The sequence below is a fragment of the Paraburkholderia sp. EG304 genome, assembly GCF_046543485.1.
Lineage (GTDB): Bacteria > Pseudomonadota > Gammaproteobacteria > Burkholderiales > Burkholderiaceae > Paraburkholderia > Paraburkholderia youngii.
Window position 1 is genome coordinate 1 of record NZ_JBKGUA010000083.1, and the last position, 16,366, is coordinate 16,366.

The following is a 16,366-nucleotide window of genomic DNA, read 5'->3' on the forward strand; positions in this document are numbered from 1 at the left end:
ACGCCTGACCATGATTGCTCGCATAACGCGATCCGGTCAGTCGCTGGCAAACCGGAACTGCGCAGACGCGGTCTCACAGGTGCTCTTCCGGCCTGCCGGCCCAGACGTTTTTACACGGCCTCGGCCATCAACAGCGCGGTCAGCACGCAACCGCCCGCGAACAGCGCGCCCGCCGACCAGCGGCGCGCGAGGCGCGGGAACACCAGCGCGCCGAGCAGATAGCCTAGCGCGTTCGCGGTGTTCATCGCACCGGCCTGCGCGAAGCTCCAGCCGAGGTCGAGCTTCATCGACGGCAACAGCAACGCGTAGGCGAAGCGCGCGAAACCGAGCGCTGTTGCGCTGCCGAGCGACAGCGCGGCGGCCAGCAGCAGTGTCGGCGGACGTTGGGCGGTGGTCGTGGTTGGAGCGTGCGGTGCGGTGTCGGCGGAATGGGAGGACATGGGCGGACGGACCTGAACGAGAACGCTTCGAGCCGGTTCTGATTGGACGATGAGTTGGACGCATGCGGCAGATTGCCATGATAGCTGGGAGAGACGTTTCGCAGCGAGCTTCTCGCTCGAACTCGCGAGGCACGGCAAGTGGCAATTGATCGATCTGCCGATGGGCGGCAAGGTTCGCGCGGCGGCAACGGTCGCGCAGCCGGTGGACAAGGTATCGATGATCGGCCGGCCGAAGAGGACGGCGCGCTAGCGCTTCGAGCGCGCTCTAACCGCCCGCCCCTTCCGGCTCATGCGGCACGAGCCGCGCTTTCGCGTTACGCATCTTTTCCAGCGTCTCGGGCCCGGCCTTCAGCGCGACGCCGATCGCGAGCGCATCCATGATGCACAGATGCACGAGCCGCGATACGCCCGGCGTATTCGGATCGATCGGACTCGCCACGCGCAGCAGCAGCGGAATATCGGCGAGCCATGCGAGCCGCGAGCCGACGTTGGTCAGCGCGATCGTCGTCGCGCCGCGTTCCTTCGCGATCTGGATGCTTTCGTTGACTTCGACGCTGCGCCCCGAATGCGAGATCGCAAACGCGACGTCGCCCGGCTCCATCAGGCCCGCGTAAAGACGCTGCAAATGACCATCGGTGAACGCGGCCGCCGCGATGTCGATGCGCAAGAACCGCAGCGCCGCATCCTGCGCGACGAGCCCCGAACCTGAACCCACCCCGAAGAAAAACACGCGCCGGGCGCTCACAAGCGCCGCGATCGCGCTTTCGACCACCGCAGGATCGAGCGCGCCGCGCGCATGCGTGATGCCGTCGATCGCCGCTTCCCCGACCTTGTCCATCAAGGTCTGCACGTCGTCGTCGCGGGCGACCGCGGTCGACGCATACGGCAAGCCACCCGCCACGCTCTGCGCGAGCTGCATCTTGAAGTCGCGCAGACCGTGCGCACCGATCGCGCGGCAAAAACGCGTGACGGAAGGCTCGGACACGTCGGCGCGCTGCGCGAGATCGGTGATGCTCGCGCGCATCGCGAAGTCGACGTCGGCGAGCACCATGTCGGCGACCTTGCGCTCGGCGGGCCGCAGACTCGCGAGTGCATTGCGGATATGGGGAATCAAGTTCGGTGCGGACACCCGGTGTTCCTTAGGGGCTGTTTCATATGGATCCGCGTCGCTCGCAGCTTCTACGGCTTCAATCGGCCTGGTCAAACCAGCCTGCGTCCACTCTCCGTATCGAACAGATGAATGTGTTCGGCCGGCAGACGCAGCGCAACGCGCTGACCGGGCTCGATCTTCGAGCGTTCGCGCGTCGTCACGCACCACGCGGAGCCGCCTATTTTCCCGTACAAGTGCGTCTCGGCGCCAGTTGGCTCGATCACTTCGACGTCGAGCGCGGCATCTGGTATCAGCGTCGTGATCTCGATGTGCTCGGGCCGCACGCCGAGCGTGACCTTCGCGCCGACCACGGCCGACGCAGGCGTGCGTTCGAGCGCGACCTCGCTGCCGTCCGCGAGCTTCAACGCGAGACCTTCACCATGGGTGCGAGTGACGATCACGCCCTCGACGAAATTCATCGACGGCGAGCCGAGAAAGCTCGCGACGAACAGATTCGCCGGCCGGTCATAGAGTTCGAGCGGACGGCCGATCTGCTCGATCCGTCCCGCGTTCATCACGACAATGCGATCGGCCATCGTCATCGCTTCGATCTGATCGTGCGTGACGTAGATCACCGTGTTCTTCAAGCGCTGATGCAGCGCCTTGATCTCAGTGCGCATCTGCACGCGCAGCTTTGCGTCGAGATTCGACAGCGGCTCGTCGAACAGGAACAGCGACGGCTCGCGCACCACCGCGCGGCCCATCGCGACGCGTTGCCGCTGACCGCCCGACAGCGCGCGCGGCAAACGGTCCAGATAGCCGCTGAGGTTCAGCATCTTCGCGGCCGCATCGATACGCGGCTTGAATTTCTCCGACGACTCTTTGCGGATTCTCGGACCGAACGCGATGTTTTCATACACCGACAGATGCGGATACAGCGCGTAGCTCTGGAACACCATCGAGATATTGCGCTGCTGCGGCGCGAGCGTATTCGCGCGCGTGCCGCCGATCATCAGATCGCCGCCGCTGATTTCCTCGAGCCCCGCCACCATCCGCATCAGCGTGCTCTTGCCGCAGCCCGACGGACCGACCAGCACGACGAACTCGCCGTCGTCGATGTCGAGATCGATGCCGTGCACGACCTGGGTGTCGCCATAGCGTTTGAAGATGCCGCTCAGTTGCACTGCTGCCATGCTGTCCTCATCGTCTTGCTGCGTGTTGTATTGCGGGTGTCGTAATGCGCGCGCCGTGCGCAGCTCAGAACGACTCGAGCGTCAGCTCCTGCGCCATTAGCCGGTTGCCCGCCATCAAGCCGCCGTCGACCGGCAACGCGACACCGGTGATCACGCGCGCTTGCTGCGACGCGAGAAACAGCACCGCGTCGGCGATGTCGTCGGGCGTCGCGAAGTCGCGCAGCGGGTACCACTTCTTCAGTTCCTCGAACACCTGCGGATTCTTGTCGACGCGGGCCTGCCACGCCTGCGTCTTCACGGTGCCCGGACACACGATGTTCGCGCGAATGCCATAGCGGCCCAGCTCGATCGCGAGCGACTTCGTATAGCTGATGAGGCCGGCCTTCGCAGCGCTATATGCCGGATGACCGAGCGCCGCAAGACCGTTCACGGAGCCGATCAGCACGAGCGCGCCGCGCTGCCGTTCGATCATCGACGCGCGCACCGCCTCGACCGTGTGATACGTGCCGTTCAGATTCAGATGGATGTCGCGGTGCCAGCTCGCGGCGTCGGTGGTCGCGAGCGACGCGCCGAGCGCGGCGCCCGCGTTCGCGACCAGCACGTCGACCGGTCCGCGCTGCGCGACCGCCGCTGCCACCGCTTGCTGCACCGCCGCGGCGTCGCCGAGATCGACCGCGACCGGCACGATTTTGTCTGCGCCCTGTTGTGCGCCGAGACGCGCGCTCAGCGCTTGCAGCGCGGCCACGTCGATGTCGAGCGCGAGCACGGTATCGCCCGCCTCGACGAAGCGCTCGCATAACACGCTGCCGATACCGCCGCATGCGCCCGTTACCAATACGACACGATCCATGTATTCCTCGCTCGTTCGTCCGGCCGATTCGGCCGTCTTGCCGTCGCCCTCCGCCACCCGGCTCGCGCCGCGCACACCGCTGTAAATTTCTTACAAAACGCGTTTTGCGACAACTGTCGGTCATCCCGAAGAGTGGGTTTTCGTACCATCGCGCACTGCAGAACACCCCATGCTTTCCAGCATCTTATGCACAAAATCAGCGAGGAAAAAATATCGCAGACCCTACGTGACAAGCAATTTTGCGTCATGTAGGATTTTTTCAAACAATGTACCCAAGGCGGCCGGCGACGGCAGCAAACCACCCACAGGAGAGAGAAAAATGTCGTTGCATGCCCGTGCTTCCCTCGCGCTAGGCAAAGTCGCCGTGGCGCTCGCGTTTGCAGGTATCGCCGTGTCGGCTCACGCCGAAACGGTCCGCGTGACGGTCGCTCACTACAGCGACGCGACCGCGCCGTACTTCGAGAAAATGGCCCGCAACTTCGAGAAGGCCAACCCCGGCACGACCATCAAGATCGAAGACGTGAACTGGGATACGCTGCAACAGAAGCTGCAAACGGACATCTCCGGGGGCGCCAACGCGGACCTCGCGATCGTCGGCACGCGGTGGCTGCTCGACTTCGTGAAGGACGACGTCGCCGAACCGCTGGACGGCTACATGGACGCGAACTTCAAGGCCCGCTTCATCGGTCCGTTCCTGGCGCCCGGCCAGATCAACGGCAAGACCTACGGGCTACCGATCGCCGCGTCCGCACGCGCGCTGTACTACAACAAGGACATGCTCGCGAAGGTCGGCTATCCCGACGGCCCGAAGACCTGGAACGACGTGATCGATGCATCGAAGAAGCTGAAGGCGCAAGGCATCGCCGGCTTCGGTCTGCAAGGCAAGGAAATCGAAACCGACGTCTACTATTACTACGCGCTGTGGACGATGGGCGGCGACGTGGTCGGCAAGGACGGCAAGGCCGCGTTCAATTCGCCGGCGGGCGTGAAGGCCGCGACGATGTACAAGCAGATGATCGACCAGGGTCTCACGCAACCGGGCGTCACCGGCTATAGCCGCGAAGACGTGCAGAACCTGTTCAAGCAGGGCCGCGTCGCGATGGTGATCTCCGCGCCGTTCCTCGCGAAGCAGATCAAGAAGGAAGCGCCGAACCTGAAGTACGGCATCGATCCGGTGCCGATGGGCACGACGCACGCCACCTACGCGGTGACCGACTCGATCGTGATGTTCAAGAACTCGAAGGCGAAGAAGACCGCGTGGAAGTTCCTCGACTATCTGTTCACGAAGGAGCCGCGCGTCGAGTTCACGACGACCGAAGGCTTCCTGCCCACGACCAAGGCCGAAGCGGCGGACCCGGCGTTCAACGATCCGGACATCAAGGCGTTCATCGCGTTGCTGCCCACGGCTCACTTCGCGCCGACCGTGACCGGCTGGGAAGACACCGCGAAGGCCGTGACCGACTCGATGCAAGCGATATATCTGAACAAGGCGCAACCGGCTGACGCGTTGAATGCGGCGGCTGCGCAGGCGAACAAGTCGCTCGGTCATTGATGCGCGGCTTGCGGCAGTAACGAAACGAACAGGGGACGCGCGGCGCCGTAGCTAAAGCGCCGCGCGTTGCGCCACGCCACCCCAACATTCGAGCCTATGCAGCACGATGCACCCACCGGCCCATTCCGTCGCGCCCGCCGCCAGAAAGCGGGCGCGTCTCACGATCGAGCACGCATGAGCCGCTCCGTTTCTCCGCGCGCGCACGCGCCCTGGTTGCTGATTGCGCCGAGCCTCGTGCTCGCGCTGTTCATCATCAGCTATCCGATTTTCAACATCGTGTGGCAATCGCTGCATGAGGTGTCGCGCTTCGGCGCGATTCGCGACTTCACCGGCGCGCAGAATTTCATCAACGTATTCCAGGACCCGGTGTTTGTCGCTTCGGTACGCCGCACGATCATCTGGACCGTGTGCGTGGTGGGCGGCACGGTGCTGATCTCGGTACCTGTTGCGCTGATTCTGAATCAGGACTTTCACGGCCGCGGTGTCGCGCGCACGATCGTGATGCTGCCGTGGTCCGTGTCGCTGACGATGACCGCCGTCGTCTGGCGCTGGGCCTTCAACGACGACTACGGCATGGTCAACGTGACGCTGCAGCGGCTCGGCCTGATCAGTGGCCCGATTCACTGGCTCGCGACGCCCGAGTTCGCATTCCCCGTCGAAATCGCGGTCGGCATTCTGGTGTCGATTCCGTTCACGGTGACGATTTTTCTTGGCGGCCTGTCTTCGGTGCCGAGCGATATCTACGAAGCTGCGCGGATCGACGGCGCGAGCGCGTGGCAGCAGTTCCGTCAATTGACGATGCCGCTGCTGCGCCCGTTCATCAACATGGCGATCCTGCTGAACGTGATCTACGTGTTCAACTCGTTTCCGATCATCTGGGTGATGACGCAAGGCGGGCCCGACAACAGCACGCACATCCTCGTCACCTATCTGTACGAACTCGGCTTCCGGCTCGGACGCCCCGGCGAAGCGGCCGCCGTTTCGCTGATCATGCTCGTGATGCTGTTCGCGTTCTCGATCGCTTATCTGCGTCTGCAACGCACGAAAGAAGGAGTGCCGTCATGAGTCTGAGCGCGAAGACCAAACGCTCGCTGTGGTGCTGGATCGCGCTGACGCCGCTCGTGATCGTCATACTGTTTCCGTTCGCGGTGATGTTCTTCACCTCGGTCAAACCCGCGTCGGAGATCTTCGTCTATCCGGCGCGCTGGCTGCCGGTGCAGTGGCAGTGGCGCAATTTCGTCGACATGTGGGAGGCGGCCAACTTCGGCGTCGCGCTGCGCAACAGCGCGATCATCAGTTGCCTGTCCACCGCGCTCGCACTCGCGGTGAGCCTGCCCGCGGCTTACGCGCTCGCGCGCTTTCCGTTTCGCGGACGCGGTCTGTACAGGCAGTTCCTGCTCGTCACGCAGATGCTGTCGCCGATCCTGCTGGTGGTCGGCCTGTTCCGGCTCGCGGCGATGATTCCGTGGGGCGACGGCAACCTGGTCGATTCGAGGATCGGCGTGATCGTGTCGTACGCGGCGTTCAATATCGCGTTCGCGGTGTGGATGCTGTCGTCGTACTTTCAGACCGTGCCGCAGGATCTCGAGGAATCCGCGTGGCTCGAAGGCTGCAGCCGTACGCGCGCGGTGTTCAAGGTATTTCTGCCGCTCGCGGTGCCGGCGATCGTCGTCACCGCGATCTTCACGTTCATCAATGCGTGGAACGAGTTCGCGGTCGTCTATACGTTGATCCGCTCGCCGGAAAACAAAACGCTGACCGTGCAGGTGACCGATATGGTGGCGGGCAAGTACGTGGTCGAATGGCATCTGGTGATGGCCGCGACCTTGGGCGCGACGCTGCCGGTTTCGATCGTGTTTGCGTGGTTGCAGCGTTATATGGTGAAGGGGCTCGCGCTCGGCGCGGTGAAGTAAGCGGCTGCGCGGCGCATGCCGCGCAGTGTGGACATCGGCTTGCGCGTCAGTCGGCGCCGCGCACGATGCGCAGATCGCGCTCGACGCCATCGCCCAATGCGGCTAGCGCCTTCTTGTACTCATCGCTTTCGTAAGCGGCGACGGCCGCTTCATAGGTCGGGAATTCGATCACGACCGTGCGTTCCTTCAGGCCCTGCTCGCGCGCCTCGTCCGCCACACCTCGCACGATGAACTTCCCGCCCGCCGCCGCCACCGCGGCGGGGGCGAGTTGCGCGTACGCGGCCAGTTTCTGCGGATCGTTTGTCTTGCGGTATGACGTCACCCAATAACCTTTGCTCATTCGAATCTCCTTGTGTGATGGAACAACGCGGGACGAAAGCGGACCATATCGGTCGCTGTGCTGCATGGTAGCAAAGCGGGCTGGCTCGCGATGCCCTGCCGTCACCGCACATTCCATCTGACTGTCAGCCGGTCGCGACCCACCACGGCGACGCTGAGCGGTACCGCGCCGCCGCGCGCCGCGACTGCGGTATGCGGTGGCATGGCCCGCGCTGCGCCAGCCGCCCGCGCCAGCGGACCGTAAAGTTCCGGGCGGCGGCTTTCGAGCCATCGGCGGCCGGCGCTCTCACCGATCAACGCCGTGTCGAGTTCGGCGGACACGAATGCGCTTTCATCGCCGACGCTGTCGGCGAGAACGCGGCCGCAAGGGTCGACGATCAACGCGGCGTCCGTTTCGTCGATGTTCTCGTTGCCTTTCTCGTTGCCTTTCTCGCAGCCGCCCTCGGTCGCTCCGCTGAACGCGACGAACATGCCGTTATCGGCCGCGCGCGCTGGCATCCAGCGGCGCAGCGCGCCAATCGAATCGCGCTCGTCGCATTGACTCGCGCTCAGATAGCGCCGGTGCGGCGCGACCAGCAGCGTTGCGCCCATCAGCGCGTTCATGCGCACGTTTTCGATCAGATAGTTGTCGGCGCCGATCAGCACGCCGATGCGCACGCCCCAGGCCGTGTCGAAGACGGTGAAGCGGTCACCGCATTCGACGCGCCGATGCTCGAACGCATGCAGCTTGCGATGACAATGATGGATGCCGCCGGGCAGGCAAATCACGTAGCTGTTGAAAATACGCCCGTCCGGCGCGCGCTCGAACAGGCCGACACCGGCGGCGACGCCCGTCGCTTCGACCGCCTCGGCGACCGCGCTGACCGACGGTCCATCGAGCGGCTCGGCCAGCGCTTCGACCTCACGCCGACGCAGCTTCGCCAGACTCGGGCACTCGACCAGACACGCTTCTGGAAACACCGCCAGCCCGACCCCTTCGCGCTCGGCACGCGCAAGCCGCTCTGCGACAAGCGAAACGCGAGTGACCTGTGGCGAGATCCCTCGGCACGACAACTCCAACGGAACGGCGGCAACACGCAGCATCGAAGCAGACACGTCAAAGACCTCACAAACGGCAATTCGGATAGCCTCATTGGACCCGCCGTGCATCGATAAGTAAAATGAATATTTCGATCCGTTCGATAGGCGAAGAGAATGGAACTGAAGTTATTGCGCGCTTTCGTGACGGTGGCCGAACAAGGCCATTTCGGTCGCGCTGCGGACCATCTGTGCGTGAGCCAGCCCGCGCTGAGCAAGCAGATCGTTGCGCTCGAATCGAGCCTCGGCGCGCGCCTGTTCGTGCGCGGCCGGCATGGCGCTGAACTCACCGCGTTCGGCGAAGCGTTTCTGGCCGATGCCATCGCGCTGATCCGGGATGCCGATGAGGTTCTCGCGCGCGCACGCGAGGCGGGTAGCGGCAAACGCAGCGCATTGCGCATCGGGCTCGGGCTCTCCACCCTCGACTTTGCGCCCCCGCTGATCGCCGAATTCCGGCGGCTCAATCCGAATGTTTTCGTCACGCTCAACGATCTGTCGTCGGCGGAGCAAAGCAGGCGGCTGCTGGCCGGCAAACTCGACGTCGGCTTTCTACGCTTGCCCGCCGAGGGCGGACTGGCATCGTTCGCCGTGCTCGATGAACGACTGGCGCTCGCGTTGCCGCAAAACGCCAGCGTCAAGCGCTTGCCTGCCAATCTGGACCGGTTGAACGAGCCGGGATTCATTGCGCTCGCGCGTGGGCGCGGGCCGGGTCTGGCTGCGCAGATCGATCGGTGGTGTGGCGCGCATGGTTTCGTGCCGCGCGTGATCCAGCAAGCCGACGACATCCAGACGGTGCTCGCGACCGTCGCCGCTGGCGTCGGCGCGGCGTTCGTGCCGTCGCGGGTGCAATCCCTGCTGCGCGATGCGACCGTCATACCGCTACGCGATGTGGCGGCGCGCTGGCGCGTCGGACTCGCATGGGAGCCTACGCGCGACGATCCGGTGACCGCGCGTTTCGTCGAGTTCGTGCGTGGCGCGGCGAAATCGACGGGACGCGCCGCAAAGAGCATGGGACGCGCATAACGGGAATTGTCTCTTCCAGCATCGCAAAACGACTTAGCTATTAAGCGTTTTGTGCACTAGGCTTGCCTTTGCACACTTCAAGCGATGGATCAAAGGAGACAAAGAATGAGCGAGCGATACGAGTCGTTTTGCGCGTGCTGCGGCAGTCCCGACCACCGGGCGATGAGCCGTCGGACTTTCATGAGCCTGCTTGCGGGCAGCGCCGCCGGACTCGCGATGCCGTCCGCGTTCGCCGCGGACGCACCCGACGTGCCCACGATTGCTTATGACTCGATTGCCAATCCCGTACGTTTGCCGAACGACACGTATTTCGGCGAATGCTCGGGCGTCGCGCTCAATTCGCATGGTCATATCTTCGTGCTGTCGCGCGGCAACACCACCGGCCCCGCGTATGGCGCGGCCGCCGCGCAATTGCTCGAGTTCGCGCCCGATGGACGCTTCGTGCGCGAGATCGGTCACAACCTGTATGCGTGGTCGTTCGCGCACACGGTGAAGGTAGACCGGCATGACAACATCTGGGTCACCGACAAGGGCTCGGACATGGTGATCAAGTTCACGCCGGAAGGACGGGGCGCGATGGTGTTCGGCCGCAAGCAGGAAGCATCGGACGAAGAGACCGCGCCGCTCAAGCATCCCAACCCGCCGCTGCCGTCCGAACCCGGACGCTTTCGCCAGGTGACCGACGTCGCGTGGGACAAGGCAGGCAACACGTATATCAGCGACGGGTACATCAACTCGCGCGTCGCGAAGATCGATCGCGACGGCAACTGGCTGAAGTCATGGGGTGATCGCGGCGCCGGACCAGGGCAGTTCCATACACCCCATAGCATCGCAGTCGATGCGCACGACCACGTGTACGTGGCCGATCGCAGCAACCGGCGCATCCAGGTGTTCGATACCGAGGGCACGTTCCTGCGCCAGTTCACGATCGACGTGCCGGTGCCGCCGGACGCGCGCCCCGCGATCGGCAACATGCCGAGCGAAGCGGAGCTCGCCGCGGGCACGTTCGCGCCGGGCTCGCCTTGGGCGATCTGTATTTCGCCGGGACCGAATCAGGTGCTCTATAGCGCCGACGCGTTTCCGGGCCGCATCTACAAGATGACGCTCGATGGCAAAGTGCTCGGCGTACTCGGCAAAGCGGGCAAACAGCCGAAACAGTTCGGCTGGATTCACGAGATGGCGTGCCCTTCGGAAAACGTCTTATTCGTTGCCGAGTTGCTGAACTGGCGTGTTCAGAAACTGGTCTTGCATGCGTGATGGACGAGGGCCGGCGCGTCCGCTTTTGATGCGCACGCGGACCGGTCCCGTCGATGTCAAGCCATCTCAGTCGTAATGGCGATGCTTGTGATGGCGCTTGCCCGAATAGTAGCCGCGCGAGTAGTCGTCGGCGTACGAGTTCGAGCGGGAGATGTTGCCGCCGAGCGCCGAACCCGCGCCACCGCCCAGCGCCGCGCCGACGAGGCCGCCAGTGCGGCCGCCCATCGCGTTGCCGGCTGCGGTGCCCGCGCCGCCACCGAGCGCGCCGCCGATGATCGCGCCGGTACGTTCGCGACGATTCGACGTGACCGCGCCGCCCGCACCACCGCCCACCGCGCCACCGATCACCGCGCCGGTGCTGCCGCCCACCGCGCCGCCGACTGCCGCGCCGGCCACGCCACCGAGCGCGCCGCCGAGCATGTTGTTCATATCACCGGCGAGGGCCGGCAACGACGCCGCGGCGCTCAATGCGGCCACGGCAACCATCTGGATGATCTTCTTGGACATATCGGGTCTTTGTTTTAGTGAGACGGCGCCGAGTATAGCGGGGCTTTCGAAAGGCCTTTGTAACTGCGACAGTCCATCGCGGTAAGACGTGTAACAAAATGAATGGGGTATTGTTTTTTGCGGTGACCGCGAAAAACAAGGGCCGCTCGTGGTGAGCGGCCCTGGAGTGAATGCCGGTTAGCGGTCTGAATCTGATCTCTTCTACCCGCGCCGCTTCTTTTTCAATTCGATCGTCTCGAACAGCGCATATTCCGGTGTCGGCGCCTGATCCGCGCCCGGCGCATGGTAGTAGTTCATCGTAATCGTCGTGTGGCCGCCGGGCTGGCCGGGATCATAGTCGAACACCGCGATGCCGTAGCCGGTGGCGGTGTCGCGTTGCGCGGACCAGATCGCGTCTTCCACCGCGTCGGCGCTCGCGCGCACGAACGTGCCCGCGGTCGTCCCCGGCACCGGGCGATTCGGCTTCGTGAAGATGCGCGCCTGCGGCAGGCCCGTGCCGGCATCGACGCCATACACGTCGAGCGGCGCGCTCGTGCCGCCGCCGCCGAGAATCAGGTGGATCGTGCCGTGACTGGTATCGAACGTCGACGCACCCGCCGATACCGCCGACATGATCGGCTTGGGCTGCAACGTATCGACCGGGCGCCCCGTCGCGATGTCGGTGCCCCTGTTGTGATTGCAACCGCGCACCGGATAGCTGCGCTCGTAGTCGTGATCGTGACCGCACAGCACGAGGTCCACGCCATAGCGATCGAACAGCGGCAGCCACGCTTCGCGAATGCCTTTGTCGGAACCGTTGCCGGTCTTCGACGAACTGAGCGCGTCCTGATGCATCTGCACGACGATCCAGTCCACGTCGTTATCGTGCGACGCATGCTGCAACACTTTCTCGAGCCAGCGCGTCTGCTCGCCATTGCTATAGCCGCGCACGTACAGCGACGTGCCCGCCGGAATCGGCGGATTGCCGGTACTCGCGACCGGCGTCAACGGCGCGGGCCCGGCGACGAAAGCGGCGGCATCCTGATAGACGACGTCGTCCGCATCGAGCGAAATGAACAGCACCGAGCCGACCCGGAAGCTGTACCAGCGGCCCGGAAAACGCGTGTGATTGTCCGGCAGCATGTAGCGCGACAGATACGATGCAAGCCCTTGCTCACCGTTGTTGAATTCGAGCTCGTGATTGCCTGGGCACGGCATCCACGGCCGGTTCGACGCCGACGTCTGCGCGTTGTTGCCGAAGTCGCGCCACACCTCGGGTTGCTGCATCGGGTTCAGATTCGCATAGCAGAGGTCGCCGTTCAGCAGATGGAACAGCGGCTCGAAGCGCTCGACGGCTGCCACCGCGAAGCGGCTTTGCGGCGACGACAGCACCCAGTTCGTATTCGGCGTCGCGAGATCGCCGTAGCTCGTGAAGCGAAACGGCGCGCGGCCGCGCGGCGCGGTGCGAAAACTCGCGGCGAAGGGTTGCGATGCGTTGCTGTCGTTATCGGCCGTCACTTCGTATTGATAGGTCGTGTCGGCCTTCAGCTCGCGCACGCGCGCGTGATAGTTGAACACGACCTCGCCGTTGATGCCGTCGGTGTAAGTGCTTTGCACCGCGTGCACCGTATGTTTCGCGCGATCGCCGTGATTGGTGCCGCTGATGCGCACCTGCGGATTGACCGCGGGCGCGAGCGACGACCACGATACGGTAACTTCGCTCGTCGGGTCGCTACCCCAGGTCAGATGGATCTGCTCGGGCGTGCCATCGGGTGTGCCGCTATTCGCGCCGCGCGCGGTCGATGCGAGCGCGCCCGCCGCCGTCGCGAGACTCGATACGCCGGCGAACTTCAGAAAGCCGCGACGCGAGACGATCGATGCGCCGTGCTCGTCGGCAGGCGTTGTCTTGACGATTTTTCTGTTCGACATGTCCGGATGGTTGTTCAGGTGGAAGAATGCCAGCGCAAAACAACGCCCCGCGGGGCGAGCGCGGAAGTGAAGTGACGGACGATCGTAGCCGGACGGCGATGACAGCCCGATGAAAACATCGGGAGAACAGCGGGAGCTAGGGATTGAGATTGAACCGCTCATAAAAACGAATTGCCGGTGCAGCGCGCAATTCGATCACGCGCATGCAACCGGCAATCCGCCTGAGCGCCGCTCAGGTTTGCGAACTCGTATCGTCCGCGGCTTGAGCGTTGTCGGCGTCGTCCTGCTTCTCCTCTTCTTTCTTTTCCACCAGCTCTTCGAGCTTGCCGGCGCCTTCGAATCCAGCGATAGCGGCGATGCCTTTGGTCAGCAGACCCGCTTGCGGATCGACTTTCTCCGCGGCTTCAACGGCGGCGACCGCACCGGCGATCTTGCCCACTTCGTCCAGAAGTCCCATGTCGCACTCCCACAAAAATAAGTGAAATGGCATCGTCTCACGAACTTCGTGGCGTGTCGTCAAATGTTAAGTCGCTTGACCGTGAAGCTTTCAGAGTGAAATTTAAACGGCCGCCTCACATGCGCGCGGTCGGCTGTGGATTGTTGGCGGGATTTGTGTCGAACCTCGACACACGAACAATGCCGTTCGCGTCGATCAATTTCGACAAGCCGACTTCGAGCGCATCGGCGACATCCTTGTCATACACTTCGTCGCCATTCACATAGAGCGTGAACGACTGCAGGTATTTCGCTTTCTTCTCCGGGTTCTCGATGGTCTGCCGCGTCCATTGATAAAGCGGGTAGTTTTCAGCGCCCATTCTTTCCGCTTCGCTCACGTAGTCGGCGAATGCATCGAACTGGCATTTGAGCGTTGCTTGATGCGTTTGCAAAAGGGCACGAAGTGCGGGATGCGCTGCGCACGAAGGGTCCGCGCGCAGCGAGTCGGCGAGCGCCGCCGACGCAGTGATCCGCAATTGGAACTGCAAGGGAGATGACATTACGACCTCGATCGCATCGGTAACGGTTATCAAAAGTCCGCGGGCGCGGCCTTGTCGGCGACACGCGCATCGAGCACGGCTTCGCACTGCTCGATTTCTTCGCTGCTCATCGGCTTGCCCAGCAGATAACCCTGCGCATGCGTGCAACCGCATACGCGCACGAAGTTGAGCTGTTCCTGGGTTTCGATGCCCTCGGCCGTGGTCGGCATGCCGATCTCGCGCGCGAGCGCGACGATGCCGCGCACCACGGCCGCGGATTCGCGACCATGCACGGCCTCGCGCACGAACGAGCTGTCGATCTTCAGCTTGTCGAACGAGAAGCGCACCAGCGTCGACATCGTCGAAAAGCCGGTGCCGAAGTCGTCGAGCGCCAGCCCGATACCCAACGCGCGCAACCGGGTGATATTGCGGCGGGTCACTTCGTCGTCGTTCAGCAGTGCCGTTTCCGTGACCTCGAGATTGAGCCGCGTCGGCGGTAGCCGCGTTTTCCGAAGTATTGCCGTCACCGTCGATGCGAACGATTCCTCGCGCAACTGCACCGGCGATACGTTGACCGCAACGATCACCTTGTCGCGCCACGTCGACGCCGCCATGCACGATTGCAGCAGCACCCATTCGCCCAACAGGAGAATCAGGCCGGTGCGCTCGGCGGTTGGAATGAACGCCGACGGCGACAACTCGCCGCGCGTCGGATGAGCCCAGCGAATCAGCGCCTCGCGGCCCGCCACCGCGCCGGTGTGAAGATCGATGATCGGCTGATACTCCATGCGCAAACCATCGAACGACTTCAGCGCGCCTTCGAGGTCGCTGCGCAGCAGGCTCAGGCTTTCGTCGGATACGTGCTTCTCGGCATCGAAAATCGCAAACGCGCTTTTGCCGCTGCGCTTGACGCCATACAGCGCGCGGTCGGCGCAGATCAGCAATTGCGGACCCGTTTTGGCATGCTCCGGGTACAGCGCGATACCGACGCTCGCGCCGATATGCACGAGCGCTTCGCTCAGCACGAACGGCCGCGCCAGCGTTCTGACGATGCGATCGGCCAGCACGCGCACGTCGCGAAGCTGCCCGGTGTCGTCCGAAATCGCCACGAACTCGTCGCCCGCGAGGCGGCCAACCTGGTCGCCGCTTGGCAGCAGGTCGCGCAATCGCGTCGCCGTTTCCTGCAGGATCTGGTCGCCGGCGGCATGACCGAGGCTGTCGTTGATCGCCTTGAAGCCATCGAGGTCGATCAGCAGTACCGCAAACGCTCCGCCCTGCCCGGTCGAACTCTCGCCGGTGCGCTCGAGCAGCAACTCGCTGATGCGCGCGCGATTCGGCAAGCCGGTCAGGCTGTCCTGGCGCGCGAGGCGATGGCTGTATTCGCGCGCGAGCAGCAGCGCGACGGTGTCGCGATTGCTGCGCAGCGCAACCGTGAAAAAACCGGCCGCGCAAAACGGTGCCTGAAACAGCAACACGAGCTTGCCATTGCCCGGCGACATCGCCGCACCGATACTCAGAAAGCTCAGAATAAAAACGATCTGCAATAACGCAAGCCGCGGTGTGCTCGCATTGCGTCCGGCCAATCCGCCAATCACACCGACCGCGCAAACGTTTCCAAGCAGAAAAAGCGTGGGACTCCCGCTGATATTGCACAGAAATGTGCCGAAACCGAATAGCGCGCTCCACAACAGACTCGCGAAAAGAAACGCGGAAGTCGGTGTGGGTAGCCCTTTTGCGGCGCGCGTGCGGCATAGCCAGATCAACAGGAGCCGCGCGATCAGCAATGCGACGACCGCAATGCCCCACGCGGCATACAGCGGTATTGGATAGAGATAATACGCAGTCGCGCAAACGCTGATTTCGCAAATCGACGCGAATATGATCGAAGCGGTTCGCGTAAACAGATTAGCAAGCAGAATCTGCCGGTTGTCCGGACTCAGGTTCTGAGCCGAGGACACGAGCCACTTGAAAAATGGAGACCTTGGTTCGGTAAAAGCCATGACCTGCGCATTCGACGGTTAGTGGGTCCGAATCGGCATGCGAATGGACGGCTCGTGCAACGATTACATAAACATAAAATATCAGATTAATGCGGGCAATGGCGTGAAATGACTATTAGGGCTACGCTGAACAAGCAGCTGAATTTGCGACGTGTCGGCGATGTAGAGGTGTTCAGGTCGTGAAGCCGACCGTCATCCTTTGGTTTTTGGCCCTTGCGGGCATTGCACGCGGGCGTTTTGCCC

The 16,366-nt window shown here is 63.5% G+C and carries 16 protein-coding genes and 1 pseudogene; 6 read left to right on the top strand and 11 right to left on the bottom strand.

Annotation, left to right across the window (positions count from 1 at the left end):
* Nucleotides 1-122: 122 nt before the first annotated feature.
* A pseudogene (locus ACLFKU_RS39645) lies at nucleotides 123-440 on the bottom strand (YbfB/YjiJ family MFS transporter); the annotation flags it as partial.
* Between the two features lie 49 nt (nucleotides 441-489).
* Between ACLFKU_RS39645 and ACLFKU_RS39650 the strand changes: the two are divergent.
* Nucleotides 490-690 (top strand): hypothetical protein, encoded by a 201-nt coding sequence (locus ACLFKU_RS39650; RefSeq protein WP_368583016.1) that lies wholly within the window; start codon nucleotides 490-492, stop codon nucleotides 688-690.
* A gap of 15 nt (nucleotides 691-705) precedes the next feature.
* Here ACLFKU_RS39650 and ACLFKU_RS39655 read toward each other — a convergent pair whose 3' ends face one another.
* The 3 genes from ACLFKU_RS39655 to ACLFKU_RS39665 form a co-directional block, all read right to left on the bottom strand.
* Complete coding sequence (locus tag ACLFKU_RS39655; RefSeq protein ID WP_410852852.1) at nucleotides 706-1,569, bottom strand: MurR/RpiR family transcriptional regulator; 864 nt, start codon at nucleotides 1,567-1,569, stop codon at nucleotides 706-708.
* Between the two features lie 71 nt (nucleotides 1,570-1,640).
* Nucleotides 1,641-2,723, bottom strand: a complete 1,083-nt coding sequence (locus tag ACLFKU_RS39660) for an ABC transporter ATP-binding protein (RefSeq protein WP_410852853.1) — start codon at nucleotides 2,721-2,723, stop codon at nucleotides 1,641-1,643.
* Nucleotides 2,724-2,787: 64 nt separating this feature from the next.
* Entirely contained in the window at nucleotides 2,788-3,573 is a 786-nt protein-coding gene (locus ACLFKU_RS39665) for an SDR family oxidoreductase (protein ID WP_368583020.1), read from the bottom strand.
* Between the two features lie 319 nt (nucleotides 3,574-3,892).
* Here ACLFKU_RS39665 and ACLFKU_RS39670 point away from each other — a divergent pair, with 319 nt between their 5' ends.
* The 3 genes from ACLFKU_RS39670 to ACLFKU_RS39680 all read left to right on the top strand — a co-directional run bounded on the left by ACLFKU_RS39670 (nucleotide 3,893) and on the right by ACLFKU_RS39680 (nucleotide 7,038).
* Nucleotides 3,893-5,125 carry an ABC transporter substrate-binding protein gene (locus ACLFKU_RS39670; protein WP_018435768.1) on the top strand — a complete coding sequence of 411 codons (1,233 nt, stop codon included), beginning with the start codon at nucleotides 3,893-3,895 and terminating at the stop codon, nucleotides 5,123-5,125.
* Nucleotides 5,126-5,299: 174 nt separating this feature from the next.
* A complete protein-coding gene (locus tag ACLFKU_RS39675; protein ID WP_176121060.1) occupies nucleotides 5,300-6,190 on the top strand; it encodes a carbohydrate ABC transporter permease in 891 nt (296 codons plus the stop codon).
* A complete protein-coding gene (locus tag ACLFKU_RS39680; RefSeq protein ID WP_368583022.1) occupies nucleotides 6,187-7,038 on the top strand; it encodes a carbohydrate ABC transporter permease in 852 nt (283 codons plus the stop codon). The genes ACLFKU_RS39675 and ACLFKU_RS39680 overlap by 4 nt, the downstream gene beginning before the upstream one ends.
* A 46-nt stretch (nucleotides 7,039-7,084) precedes the next feature.
* On the opposite strand, the gene ACLFKU_RS39685 is transcribed toward ACLFKU_RS39680, so the two are convergent.
* Both ACLFKU_RS39685 and ACLFKU_RS39690 read right to left on the bottom strand, forming a co-directional pair.
* Nucleotides 7,085-7,378 (bottom strand): DUF1330 domain-containing protein, encoded by a 294-nt coding sequence (locus ACLFKU_RS39685; protein WP_176106837.1) that lies wholly within the window; start codon nucleotides 7,376-7,378, stop codon nucleotides 7,085-7,087.
* Nucleotides 7,379-7,479: 101 nt separating this feature from the next.
* On the bottom strand, nucleotides 7,480-8,526 hold the full coding sequence (locus tag ACLFKU_RS39690) for a nitrilase-related carbon-nitrogen hydrolase (protein WP_410852854.1): 1,047 nt from the start codon (nucleotides 8,524-8,526) through the stop codon (nucleotides 7,480-7,482).
* Nucleotides 8,527-8,571: 45 nt separating this feature from the next.
* Here ACLFKU_RS39690 and ACLFKU_RS39695 point away from each other — a divergent pair, with 45 nt between their 5' ends.
* Complete coding sequence (locus ACLFKU_RS39695) at nucleotides 8,572-9,477, top strand: LysR substrate-binding domain-containing protein (RefSeq protein ID WP_410852855.1); 906 nt, start codon at nucleotides 8,572-8,574, stop codon at nucleotides 9,475-9,477.
* A 105-nt stretch (nucleotides 9,478-9,582) separates the two neighbouring features.
* Nucleotides 9,583-10,734 (top strand): peptidyl-alpha-hydroxyglycine alpha-amidating lyase family protein, encoded by a 1,152-nt coding sequence (locus tag ACLFKU_RS39700; RefSeq protein WP_410852856.1) that lies wholly within the window; start codon nucleotides 9,583-9,585, stop codon nucleotides 10,732-10,734.
* A 66-nt stretch (nucleotides 10,735-10,800) separates the two neighbouring features.
* On the opposite strand, the gene ACLFKU_RS39705 is transcribed toward ACLFKU_RS39700, so the two are convergent.
* The 5 genes from ACLFKU_RS39705 to ACLFKU_RS39725 form a co-directional block, all read right to left on the bottom strand.
* On the bottom strand, nucleotides 10,801-11,241 hold the full coding sequence (locus tag ACLFKU_RS39705; protein WP_368583028.1) for a hypothetical protein: 441 nt from the start codon (nucleotides 11,239-11,241) through the stop codon (nucleotides 10,801-10,803).
* A 201-nt stretch (nucleotides 11,242-11,442) separates the two neighbouring features.
* Complete coding sequence (locus tag ACLFKU_RS39710; protein WP_410852857.1) at nucleotides 11,443-13,149, bottom strand: purple acid phosphatase family protein; 1,707 nt, start codon at nucleotides 13,147-13,149, stop codon at nucleotides 11,443-11,445.
* Between the two features lie 232 nt (nucleotides 13,150-13,381).
* Nucleotides 13,382-13,606: a hypothetical protein gene (locus tag ACLFKU_RS39715; RefSeq protein ID WP_176121057.1), complete on the bottom strand. Its 225-nt coding sequence runs from the start codon at nucleotides 13,604-13,606 to the stop codon at nucleotides 13,382-13,384.
* A gap of 115 nt (nucleotides 13,607-13,721) precedes the next feature.
* Nucleotides 13,722-14,144: a hypothetical protein gene (locus ACLFKU_RS39720; protein WP_410852858.1), complete on the bottom strand. Its 423-nt coding sequence runs from the start codon at nucleotides 14,142-14,144 to the stop codon at nucleotides 13,722-13,724.
* Between the two features lie 29 nt (nucleotides 14,145-14,173).
* Nucleotides 14,174-16,123: a putative bifunctional diguanylate cyclase/phosphodiesterase gene (locus tag ACLFKU_RS39725; protein ID WP_410852859.1), complete on the bottom strand. Its 1,950-nt coding sequence runs from the start codon at nucleotides 16,121-16,123 to the stop codon at nucleotides 14,174-14,176.
* Nucleotides 16,124-16,366 lie beyond the last annotated feature (243 nt).

Coding starts and splice junctions, on each gene's coding strand:
- ACLFKU_RS39650 (WP_368583016.1), top strand. CDS start 490: ATGAGTTGGACGCATGCGGCAGATTGCCATGATAGCTGGGAGAGACGT.
- ACLFKU_RS39660 (WP_410852853.1), bottom strand. CDS start 2,723: ATGGCAGCAGTGCAACTGAGCGGCATCTTCAAACGCTATGGCGACACC.
- ACLFKU_RS39665 (WP_368583020.1), bottom strand. CDS start 3,573: ATGGATCGTGTCGTATTGGTAACGGGCGCATGCGGCGGTATCGGCAGC.
- ACLFKU_RS39670 (WP_018435768.1), top strand. CDS start 3,893: ATGTCGTTGCATGCCCGTGCTTCCCTCGCGCTAGGCAAAGTCGCCGTG.
- ACLFKU_RS39675 (WP_176121060.1), top strand. CDS start 5,300: ATGAGCCGCTCCGTTTCTCCGCGCGCGCACGCGCCCTGGTTGCTGATT.
- ACLFKU_RS39680 (WP_368583022.1), top strand. CDS start 6,187: ATGAGTCTGAGCGCGAAGACCAAACGCTCGCTGTGGTGCTGGATCGCG.
- ACLFKU_RS39685 (WP_176106837.1), bottom strand. CDS start 7,378: ATGAGCAAAGGTTATTGGGTGACGTCATACCGCAAGACAAACGATCCG.
- ACLFKU_RS39690 (WP_410852854.1), bottom strand. CDS start 8,526: ATGCACGGCGGGTCCAATGAGGCTATCCGAATTGCCGTTTGTGAGGTC.
- ACLFKU_RS39695 (WP_410852855.1), top strand. CDS start 8,572: ATGGAACTGAAGTTATTGCGCGCTTTCGTGACGGTGGCCGAACAAGGC.
- ACLFKU_RS39700 (WP_410852856.1), top strand. CDS start 9,583: ATGAGCGAGCGATACGAGTCGTTTTGCGCGTGCTGCGGCAGTCCCGAC.
- ACLFKU_RS39705 (WP_368583028.1), bottom strand. CDS start 11,241: ATGTCCAAGAAGATCATCCAGATGGTTGCCGTGGCCGCATTGAGCGCC.
- ACLFKU_RS39710 (WP_410852857.1), bottom strand. CDS start 13,149: ATGTCGAACAGAAAAATCGTCAAGACAACGCCTGCCGACGAGCACGGC.
- ACLFKU_RS39715 (WP_176121057.1), bottom strand. CDS start 13,606: ATGGGACTTCTGGACGAAGTGGGCAAGATCGCCGGTGCGGTCGCCGCC.
- ACLFKU_RS39720 (WP_410852858.1), bottom strand. CDS start 14,144: ATGTCATCTCCCTTGCAGTTCCAATTGCGGATCACTGCGTCGGCGGCG.
- ACLFKU_RS39725 (WP_410852859.1), bottom strand. CDS start 16,123: ATGGCTTTTACCGAACCAAGGTCTCCATTTTTCAAGTGGCTCGTGTCC.